The sequence below is a fragment of the Spirochaetaceae bacterium genome (assembly GCA_009784515.1).
In the GTDB taxonomy this organism is placed as follows: domain Bacteria; phylum Spirochaetota; class Spirochaetia; order WRBN01; family WRBN01; genus WRBN01.
The window spans coordinates 66,306-75,846 of the sequence record WRBN01000001.1; the positions used below are offsets into that span (position 1 = coordinate 66,306).

Below are 9,541 nucleotides of genomic sequence, written 5' to 3' on the forward strand. Positions count from 1 at the left end.
CTCCCTATACACTCTTTCTCATAAATGCTATAGTTACCTTATGCTTAATACCTCCCACGATTTACGCCTTTTACACGATAACGCCGATGTTTGGCTGTTTGAAAAGCCGGCCGGCCTTGCCGTACAAGGCGGTAAAGGGGTAAGCTATAGCTTTGAAGATTTAATTAAAGATAGCCTAGACGAAAAACCTTACCTAGTACACCGCCTAGATAAAGACACGGCCGGTATTTTACTGGTAGCTAAAAGCAGCAGCGCTGCCAGCAAATATAGCAATTACTTTAAGAGTAAGGGGCGAGCGGTTAAATTGTACAAAACTATCGTAAGCGGTAACTTTAGCAAAACTATGGAGATAACCGATAAAGTTTATACCGATAAAGGGCTGCAAACGGCGCATACTTCGGCCAAATTAATTAAACAATATGGCAAGTTTAGCTTAGTACAGTTACAGCTGCATACAGGACGTATGCACCAAATACGGCAGCACTTAAGTAAACAAGGCTTTTTTATTGTGGGCGATGACAAATACGGTAACTTTGATTTAAACCGTGAACTTACCCGCCAATTAAAAGCTAACGGCCAAGAACTAAAGTTAATGCTTTATGCCAGCCAGCTAACCATTAAGGAAGAAGGCATTAATATTAGCTTAGAGCTGCCTAGTTATTTTAAAGAACTGTTAAAAAATTAAGAAGTAAGAATTAAAAATTAAGAACTAAATTTTTTTACTTCTTAGTTGTTAATTATTAATTCTCCAAAGGAGATAGTTATGGCCATTATCAAAGATTTAACTATTAACAACTTTAGAGGCTTTACAGGCAGAAACTCACGAAGAAAAACGTCTTTACAAGGATTGTATCCACTGGGATTTAGCACATTTGTATCTATCGCCCCTGCAGCAATTTTTGGCCGATAATGTTATAGTTGAAAGGTGAAACCCGATAAAGGCTTTTTCAGTTTTCACCTTTCAGTTTATAAAAGAGGTAACCGTGAAAAAAATATTATTTATTTTATTAATCATCACCCCCATACTCGCCCATAGCCGCAGCGATTTAATAGTTGTTTACCCCAGCCAGTACATCGAGTTCGATTTTCATGCGGCCAACAGCACCACAGAGGCGCAGTTGTTTACCGCTCTTTACGAGGGTCTGTTTAATTTAAACCCGCGCACGATGCGCCCCCAGCCGGCAGCCGCCGAACGGTACACGGTGAGCGAAGACGGCCTTACTTACACGTTTTTTATTAGGCAGGGCCTTGCTTTCTCCGATGGCAGCCCGCTCAACGCCCATAGCTTTTACCATAGCTTTTTACGGCTGCTTAATCCGGCAGCCGACCATCTTACCGCCGCTAAGCTAGATGTTATTGAAGGGGCCAAAGCTTACCGCTTGGGCGAAGCCGGCCTTGACGGCCTCGCAATTAAAGTTGTAGACAATCACGAATTACAGCTTACCCTTAACGAAGTTACGCCGCACTTTACCGCTTTATTAACCCACCATGCCTTTAGCCCCATCAGCGGGCGGCAGCTGCCTATGTTATGGGACGAACCGGCCCGCATTGCTTTTTCGGGCCCTTATACCATAACTACTATTACCGAAGATAGTATTATTATGGAACGTAACCCCTTTTACCGTGCTCCCGGCGAGGTACTAACGGCACGGATTATCGTACGTTTTAGCGATGACAGAGAACGTATCGCGGCCGATTTTAACCGCTTTTTGGTAGATTGGGTTATGCCCGGCAGTTTTGACCCTAACTTAATATTAGAGAGGGGCGCCCTACAAATTAATGCCATGTTTGCTACCACTTATTACTTTTTTGCCAGCGATAACCCTCTCTTTAGTAATACCGCACTTAGGCAGGCATTAGTACAGGCTATCCCCACAAACGAACTTAGAGCTAACCAAATTATCAGGGCCGAAAGTTTAGTGCCGGCCATTCAGAATTACCCGCGTGTGCGGGGGATAAACCATAATGCCCGTGCCGCCGCCAACGCACTTAGACGGCTGGGTTTTCGTAACGGGGCTAATTTGCCGGAGCTTACCATAGCGACCTTTAGCGAAAACGATAGTAATGCGGTAGCCATTAAAGAGGCATGGCAGGCTTTAGGATTAACGGTATCTATTATCACCCCAGCCCCTAGCCAAGATTATCTTGCTTTTATTGCCGAGAGTAACCCAACTTTAGCTTTAATGAGCTGGGTAGGCGATTTTTTAGACCCTATGGCCTTTTTACAGCTGTTTACCAGCCAAAATCCTTTAAATTTTTCTAGTTTTAAAAGCGCCGCTTACGACGACCTACTGCGCCTAGCCAACCACCAAAGCGGCAACGAGCGGCTTAACACCCTAGCCGATGCCGAGCGGCTGCTGATAGCCGGCGGTTATGTTATCCCCATTGCTCACCCGCCAAGTATTAACCTTATTAACCCCCAAGCAGTGGCCGGTTGGTATGCTAACCCCCTTAATATTTATCCTTTTGCCGGTTTACGTTTAGCGCCGCTGCCGGGTATGCCGGCTTTACCGGTTAGTTTTTAAAAACCCGCTAACAATTATTAGCGGGTTTATGACTTTTTTTGTTAATTATTGGGCGGCTACCCCTCTCCAAGAACTCTTTCAAAGGCACGAAAAATTTCGGAAACTAACACGCTCCTATCTTTATTAGATGGCTTATTAGCATAAATAAAAAGTTTACCTTGTTTATGGTAAGCTTTCATTTTATCACTAAAAAGGGCTAAACGACTTTTAATGTTTTGCCCGCTATCTTGATAAACGTCATCAATAATTTCATTAAGAGCAGTAAAATTAATAATCTTTCGTCGCCAATTCTCGTGTGCAGGGTAGTTCTCAGGTCGTTCTTTGATAAAGTTTTCCACAATATCAAGAAAGCCTCTGTAGGCCCTACTTTTTTTATACTCAATATTATCCACTGATGTACCTCCCTTATTATACGGTACATTATATAATATAGACATCTTAATTTAAAAAAATTAAGCACTCTTTTAATATTTTATTTAAATTATTAGTTAATTAATTTTTGCTAAAAAAATCAACAAGGTCGTCATGTATTTTATTAATTTCAGGGTTTTTCGATCTGTAATTGGGGCTGGAAATAGTTTTATACTCTTCTTCGCTAATAACCTCAGTAGGAATAAATGGCGGAGGATTTAGATATTCCTCTAGAGTGCTTAGTTTTTCCTTTATGCGCCTGTCAACACATTCTTCTACAAATTTTTCTAGAGCATTAAGTAACGAAGAATTTTGCTCATTTAAAATAATATCATCAGCTTCTAATTTCATAGTTAAATTATAGCTTACTATAAATAAAAAGTCAAATCTTATTACGACTAAAACTGTGCCTTAATTAAAGGTTGACAAAAAAAGATATTTCCATTATAGTAAATTAGGTTAAATTTTACTATTTTTATCAAAAAATTAACAAAAATTTTAAAAAAGTCAATATGAACTACCCTAAAGAACAAATTGTAGACGAACTTAATAAAACAATTTTATCGGCCAGCGGTTTTCGCAAAGAGTTTGGCGATGGTCAATTAATTAAAGATACCGATAGCTATTTAACTATGGCTGCCGCCTGTAGTTTTGCCCGTTTTTTACGGAGCGAGGTTGGCAATAGTGCCAAGCTAATTATTAGCAGTGATAGCAGGCCAAGCGGCCCGGCCTTACAAAATTTAGTTTACTTTGTTTTTAGTACGTTGGGGTTAAAAGTTACCTCGTTACCGGTGTGCGCTTTGCCGGAGCTTTCTAGTATTGTACGTGCCGGTGGTTACGATGGCTTTTTTTATATTTCGGCCAGCCATAATCCGCCTGCCGATAATGGCTTTAAGTTTGGCCTAAGTGATGGAGCCGTACTTGCCGCTAATAAATGCAAATTAGTTATTAATTATTTTAAAAATTTAATCTTAAACCCCAGTGAAGAGTTTTTAAAGCTAACCGGTATTTATAGCAAGGTAACTATTAAAAATTTGGCTATTGCGCATAACTCCTATCAACAAACTATGCTGGCTACACTGGGTAACGAACAAGTAGTTGCCGCCATTAAACTTAGTTTAGCCCGCAAACCTTTAGGGGTGGTGATAGATTACAACGGCTCGGCACGGATTAACAGTATCGACCGAGAATTTTTAAAAGATTTAGGCATTAAAAGTGTTACCATTAACCATCAGTTAGGCCGCTTTGCACACGATATTATCCCCGAAGGTGAAAACTTAGAGCCGGCCCGCAAGTTATTAGAGCGCGAACATCAAAATGATAGCGATTACCTGCTGGGTTTTTGCCCCGATTGCGATGGCGACCGCGGTAACTTAGTTTATTACGATGAGGCCAAACAGCAAGCCGTTACGATGGGCGCACAATTAGTTTTTGCTTTAAGTGTGTTAAGCGAGCTGGCTTATCTTAGTTACCTTAACACCGAAATGACTAAAGTGGCCGTTGTAGCTAACTGCGCTACCAGCCTGCGTATAAACGCTATTTGCACGGCCTTTGGGGTTAAATTATTTACCACCGAAACCGGCGAGGCTAATGTGGTAGGCAAAGCTGCCGCCCTGCGTGAAGAAGGTTATACCGTGCGCATTTTGGGTGAAGGCAGTAATGGCGGCAATATAACCTACCCTAACGTTATCCGCGACCCTTTAAGCACCTTGTGCAGCCTTATTAAATTATTGGCTGTGCCGCAGCTTTATCAGCTGTGGTGTACCGCCAGCGGGCAAAGTTATGAGGCCCACTTTACCTTAGCCGATATTATTGCCGGCCTGCCTAACTACAGCACCACCAGCATAGCCAGCGCCGAGAACATGTTACAAGTTAAAAGCAGCCCCAAATTAAAGGCGGCTTACGAAGAGGCTTTTATCGCCCAATGGCCGCAGCTGCAAACAATTTTTACCGAGTTTGGTTATACAGTTACCAACTACCAATTTATAAATTACGAAGGGCAAACCGAGCGGGCCGGCAAAGGCAGCCGCAGCGGCGATGAAAGCGGCGGCTTGCGCACCATCTTTTATAATGAAGACATCCCGCTCGGCTTTTTTTGGCTGCGCGGCAGCAAAACAGAGCCGGTAATGCGGATAATGGTGGATATAAAAGACGGCAACCCAGCCTTACTAAGCCGGCTGCAAAGTTTTTTAACCGGCTTAATTATAGGTTAATTATTTACTTATAGACGGCAATGGCATTAAGTATGTTATTTGGCCGCTCCCGTAAACCGCAGGTACCATAATAAAGCATTCGTCATAATAGAGCCGCAGTTGCATGGCGGTATGCCTAAGTTTTTAATGACTTTAGCTTTATCTTCTAGCAGTACCTCTATGCGTTCAGCCTCATCTAATTGCTGCTTACCTTTGTTCTCTAAATCTTCGGCCAAAAAAATATACAGGGTATTATTAAAGAGGGCCGGGTTAGGGCTATCACTGCTTAACAAAGTAAGTTTGCCGGCTAAGTAACCGGTTTCTTCCAGCAGTTCTCGCCGGGCGGCGGCGATGGGTTCTTCGCCCTTTTCGATAATCCCTGAAGGGAACTCGGTTGTAAGTTGCCCTAATCCGTGCCTAAACTGCTTAACCAATATCATTTTATCACCATCGGCAGCGGCTAAAACCGGTACCGTTACCACCCAGTTAGGGCTGTTTATGCGGTAAAACTCGCTGGTATAGCCATCACCGGCCTGCCTTGTAATACCATCTACGGTAAAAATGCGGCAATCGGCTATGGACCTATGGCTAATATCTTTATAAATTAACTGGCTCATCTTTATCTCCTCTTTTTATGCTTTAAAGCCTTAACGGCCTGATTAACCTTAGCTTCTTTACTTTGTTTTTTTAATTTTTCCCACTGGTTTACTAAAGTTAAATATAAATCGGCTTTATTTTTAAGGTTAAAAAAATTATTTTTTTCTATAATTAAAATGATGGGCATATAAATGTAGCTGTACCACGAGCTGGCCGCTTCGGCAAGGCTTATTGTTCCGCCAATTTTTTCGTTTAAATAATATTTGTGTACCATAATGTGGTTAAGTAATTTTTCGTAACTGCCCGGTTTAGTAAAAATAATATTATTCATATCGATAACATCACCTAAGTGAGTTTTAGCTAAAAAATCAGTGCGCTCAAAAGCCACAACAGCTTCTTTAATTTGCTCGATACTCCAATCGGCTTGTAATTTAATTTTAGCCGAAAGCTCGGTAATTTCGGCATCGATGTAAGCCACTCCCAGCGCCTTAGCTACCGAAACCCGATGGTTGCCATCGCGGATAAAATAAAGGCTGCCCAACTTATAAAGCTGTATCACCGGCAGGTTAATATTATTGTGGTAAGCTTTACTCACCGATACCCAGCGGGTTTTTAAAAAAGCATTTTTAGGCCAAAAACCCTCACTAAAATCGTCGGCCCGTTCTTCACTGCCAACAATATCACTTAAAGCTACGCTTCTTATCCCCAAATAACTTTGGTCTTTAGCTTTAACCAGCTGCTGCACCTCGTTAAAAGGGAGTAACTCGCGCTGCTTAAAAAAAAGTTTGGTTAAATTAAAACGGCCTTTACGGTAAGCACGGTAAAAATCGGCTTCGGCTTGTTGGTTTATATAGTTGCTCATGGTGTTTTGTACTCTAAAATAAAATAGTTGTAGCAATTAATAAGAGCGCTTTTTTCGTAGCGGCGCACCCGCGGTAAATTAATGTCATCAAGATGGATATGGCCATGCAGCTGGTAAGTTGGTTTAAATTTTTTTAAAAACCACCTAAATATTTTAAAGCCTTCGTGGCAAGGGTCGATGTCATCGCCAAGCCGGTAAGGCGGAGCGTGGCTAAGTAAAATATCGAGGTAGCGGCCATATTTAATTTTATTAAAAACTAAACGCGGGATAAGCCGCACAATACGCCATAGCATTTGGCCTTCGGTATATTGGCTTAAACCGCCGTTATACAGCTTGCTGCCGCCTAAACCGGCTATTAAAAGCTGCCCTTTGTTAAGGTTAATCACCTTATCTTCTATACACTGGCTGCCGTAACCGGCCAGCTGCTCTTGTATATTGCTTTCTTTAAAAAAAGGCCAAGCCGTTAAATTGTGGTTGCCAAACACAAAATAAAGAGGTTTGCCCAATACCGTTACAATGTATTCGTAATAATCCATATCAAGGTCGCCGGCAGCCAGCACGGCATCTACCTTATAATTTTTAACTTCGGGCGAATAAAGCACGGGGGCTACTTTATCGGCAATACACAGCAAACGCATAGTTAGATGATACAGGTTAAATTAATTTTAAACAAGGGCGGTTTGCTACCGGGTAGTTATCCTATAAGTAACACTCTAAATTTTATCTGCCGGTACAAAAAAATTTAAGCGGCTTTTTCCATCTATTTTTCTATTTTTTCTTTAATTATAGTGATATATTACTTGACAATTTTTAGTTATAAATTTATAACTTTAGAAGAGTTTTAACTTATAATAAAAATATGAATATATAAAGTATAGCTAATATATTAATTTGTAAAAGGACAAAAATATGCAATTAAATTTACGGGCTAAAAATGTGCTGCTTATATGCGGCAGCATTGTGGTGGTATTTGTTATGGGGTTTTCGCTGTTAAGCATTTATGTTTATAGACAAGCTTACAATCAAAGTTTATTACTTAGCCGCAGCAGCGCCGAAAAAGTGGCAGGGTTTATTAATACTTCGGCTACGCTCGATGTGGTAGCTTCGTTAGGGTTAGCCAACAATATAGAAAGTATCCTGACTGAAGTTGATGATATTGCTGTCCGGTACGAAATTATCAAGGCCGGTTTAGAAGGGTTAGCCCAAAAGTTAAGCGGGACTTTCGATAATTTATTTGTGATGGTAGATAATTTAGATAGCTCCGGTAACGAGCAATTTGCTTGGGTAGTAGATAGCTCGGCCCGCTTTATAAGCAACAGCAGCCTTAACAGCAATTTTTTACCTTATCAAGTTGTTAGGCAAAGTAACCAAATAGAGCGTATGGAGCCCTTTATTTTTAACAACGAACTATACGTGGCTATGGCCGTGCCTATTCATAACTTAGTAGGAAGCTTTAGCGGTATCGTTGCTGCCGGTATTAAAGTAACCACTCTGCAAGGCGGGCTTATGGCGGTAAGCGATAGTCTGCAAATCGATGGCGCTTATGGAATGATGGTAACCTCTAACTTAATGAATATTCCCGGCTTAAGCGGCCAAGCTCCGGCTCATATTAATAGTTTATTCGACCCTAATATGATAAGAAGTATAGAACGCTCCTTAATTACCGGGGAAATACTTGCGCTAGAGTACGATAACCTTCGTACCCATGAAAAAAGTTTGCTGGTTTTAGTGCCTTTAATTCCTTTTGGAGTAACCGATGTTTGGCTGGCCGGTTATGTAGTGCCTATGCGTACCGTTACCACGCCGGCCCTGCGCATAATTAATTTTTTAGTGCTTATGGGTGTTGCTATTGTTATGGTAAGCAGCCTCGTTGTTTTATGGGCTGTTAGCTGTATGGTTAAAGTGATTATCCAAAATAAAGAGTATTTAGACAAATTTGCCTTAGGTGATATGACTTTTGAGATAGATGATAAGCTTTTAAAACGCAGCGATGAATTTGGTGTAATGATGCGCGCCTTCGATAGTGTAGGTAATAATTTAATTAAGGTGATAAGCGATACCAATAAAGTAGTAACCATCATAGAGCATACGGCCGGTGAAATGTACGCAGCCAGCGAAGCCGTGTCATCGGGCAGCAGCCAGCAGGCGGCCAGTACCGAAGAGATAAGCGCCAGTATAGAGGAGATGGGCAGCACCATTGCCCAAAATGCCGATAACGTTAAACGTACCGAAAAAATTGCCGAAGAAGCGGCGGGCAAAGCGGCTCAGGGTGGTAAAGCCGTTAGCCAAACGGTAAGCGCTATGAAGAGTATTGCCGAAAAAATTAGCGTAATAGAAGACATTGCCAGCCAAACCAATTTACTGGCTTTAAACGCCGCTATCGAGGCAGCCCGTGCCGGCGATGCCGGACGCGGCTTTGCCGTAGTGGCCGGCGAGGTACGTAAACTAGCCGAACGCAGCGCCGTTAGCGCCACCGAGATTAGCGAGCTTTCGCATAATAGTTTAACGGTAGCGGAAGAGGCCGGCCAATTAATAGAGAGCATTGTGCCGCAGATACAAGAGACGGCGAGCTTAATCCGGGAGGTAGCGGTGGCCAGTAAAGAGCAGCAAAGCGGCGTAGAACAAATAGAAAGAGCGATGACCCAGCTAGATAGTGTAACCCAAAGCAATGCCGCCAGCAGCGAAGAACTGGCCAGCAGTACCGAAAACCTTAAAGGGCAAGCTAAAAAGTTAGAAAAGATGATGGCTTTTTTTAAAGTACCGCAGCAAGAGGCTAAATTAGAATACAAAAAGCCTTTATAAAGCGGCAATCCAAAATTAAGACCTATAAATGGATAGTTACCGGTAAAATGGGAGTGTACAAAAGCTGTCTAAACTGTTAAAATAAATGAATGGAAGAGAGCAAAAAAATGATATGCCCTAAATGTGGAGAGCAAACTGGGCAAATGAAAAAA

At 41.7% G+C, this 9,541-nt stretch carries 10 protein-coding genes; 5 read left to right on the forward strand and 5 right to left on the reverse strand.

Annotated elements, in window-relative coordinates; translation table 11 throughout:
• Window positions 1-40: 40 nt before the first annotated feature.
• The 3 genes from FWE37_00395 (at window position 41) to FWE37_00405 (ending at window position 2,525) form a co-directional block, all read left to right on the forward strand.
• Complete coding sequence (locus FWE37_00395; protein ID MCL2519449.1) at window positions 41-685, forward strand: RNA pseudouridine synthase; 645 nt, start codon at window positions 41-43, stop codon at window positions 683-685.
• A 78-nt stretch (window positions 686-763) separates the two neighbouring features.
• The gene (locus tag FWE37_00400) at window positions 764-910 is read left to right on the forward strand and encodes a hypothetical protein (protein MCL2519450.1); all 147 of its coding nucleotides are present in this window, start codon (window positions 764-766) and stop codon (window positions 908-910) included.
• Window positions 911-983: 73 nt separating this feature from the next.
• The gene (locus FWE37_00405) at window positions 984-2,525 is read left to right on the forward strand and encodes a peptide ABC transporter substrate-binding protein (protein MCL2519451.1); all 1,542 of its coding nucleotides are present in this window, start codon (window positions 984-986) and stop codon (window positions 2,523-2,525) included.
• A gap of 56 nt (window positions 2,526-2,581) precedes the next feature.
• Here the strand turns inward: FWE37_00405 and FWE37_00410 are convergent, their stop codons facing one another.
• Both FWE37_00410 and FWE37_00415 read right to left on the reverse strand, forming a co-directional pair.
• A complete protein-coding gene (locus FWE37_00410) occupies window positions 2,582-2,917 on the reverse strand; it encodes a hypothetical protein (GenBank protein MCL2519452.1) in 336 nt (111 codons plus the stop codon).
• A gap of 100 nt (window positions 2,918-3,017) precedes the next feature.
• On the reverse strand, window positions 3,018-3,287 hold the full coding sequence (locus tag FWE37_00415; GenBank protein ID MCL2519453.1) for a hypothetical protein: 270 nt from the start codon (window positions 3,285-3,287) through the stop codon (window positions 3,018-3,020).
• A gap of 161 nt (window positions 3,288-3,448) precedes the next feature.
• On the opposite strand from FWE37_00415, the gene FWE37_00420 reads away from it, so the two are divergent.
• Entirely contained in the window at window positions 3,449-5,149 is a 1,701-nt protein-coding gene (locus FWE37_00420; GenBank protein MCL2519454.1) for a phosphatidylglycerol lysyltransferase, read from the forward strand.
• 35 nt (window positions 5,150-5,184) lie between these two features.
• On the opposite strand, the gene FWE37_00425 is transcribed toward FWE37_00420, so the two are convergent.
• The 3 genes from FWE37_00425 to FWE37_00435 are packed head-to-tail and all read right to left on the reverse strand — an operon-like array spanning window position 5,185 to window position 7,225.
• Window positions 5,185-5,745 carry an NUDIX hydrolase gene (locus FWE37_00425; GenBank protein MCL2519455.1) on the reverse strand — a complete coding sequence of 187 codons (561 nt, stop codon included), beginning with the start codon at window positions 5,743-5,745 and terminating at the stop codon, window positions 5,185-5,187.
• Window positions 5,746-5,747: 2 nt separating this feature from the next.
• Window positions 5,748-6,587, reverse strand: coding sequence for a transcriptional regulator (locus FWE37_00430; protein MCL2519456.1), 840 nt, complete (start codon window positions 6,585-6,587; stop codon window positions 5,748-5,750).
• Entirely contained in the window at window positions 6,584-7,225 is a 642-nt protein-coding gene (locus tag FWE37_00435; protein ID MCL2519457.1) for a metallophosphoesterase, read from the reverse strand. Before FWE37_00435 ends, FWE37_00430 begins: the two co-directional genes overlap by 4 nt.
• A gap of 271 nt (window positions 7,226-7,496) precedes the next feature.
• On the opposite strand from FWE37_00435, the gene FWE37_00440 reads away from it, so the two are divergent.
• Window positions 7,497-9,389 (forward strand): methyl-accepting chemotaxis protein, encoded by a 1,893-nt coding sequence (locus FWE37_00440; GenBank protein ID MCL2519458.1) that lies wholly within the window; start codon window positions 7,497-7,499, stop codon window positions 9,387-9,389.
• The last annotated feature ends 152 nt before the right edge of the window (window positions 9,390-9,541 follow it).

Excerpts from the sequence above, each read along its gene's own strand:
- FWE37_00430 (MCL2519456.1), bottom strand. The coding sequence starts at position 6,587 with ATGAGCAACTATATAAACCAACAAGCCGAAGCCGATTTTTACCGTGCT.
- FWE37_00420 (MCL2519454.1), top strand. The coding sequence starts at position 3,449 with ATGAACTACCCTAAAGAACAAATTGTAGACGAACTTAATAAAACAATT.
- FWE37_00435 (MCL2519457.1), bottom strand. The coding sequence starts at position 7,225 with ATGCGTTTGCTGTGTATTGCCGATAAAGTAGCCCCCGTGCTTTATTCG.
- FWE37_00415 (MCL2519453.1), bottom strand. The coding sequence starts at position 3,287 with ATGAAATTAGAAGCTGATGATATTATTTTAAATGAGCAAAATTCTTCG.
- FWE37_00395 (MCL2519449.1), top strand. The coding sequence starts at position 41 with ATGCTTAATACCTCCCACGATTTACGCCTTTTACACGATAACGCCGAT.
- FWE37_00425 (MCL2519455.1), bottom strand. The coding sequence starts at position 5,745 with ATGAGCCAGTTAATTTATAAAGATATTAGCCATAGGTCCATAGCCGAT.
- FWE37_00440 (MCL2519458.1), top strand. The coding sequence starts at position 7,497 with ATGCAATTAAATTTACGGGCTAAAAATGTGCTGCTTATATGCGGCAGC.
- FWE37_00400 (MCL2519450.1), top strand. The coding sequence starts at position 764 with ATGGCCATTATCAAAGATTTAACTATTAACAACTTTAGAGGCTTTACA.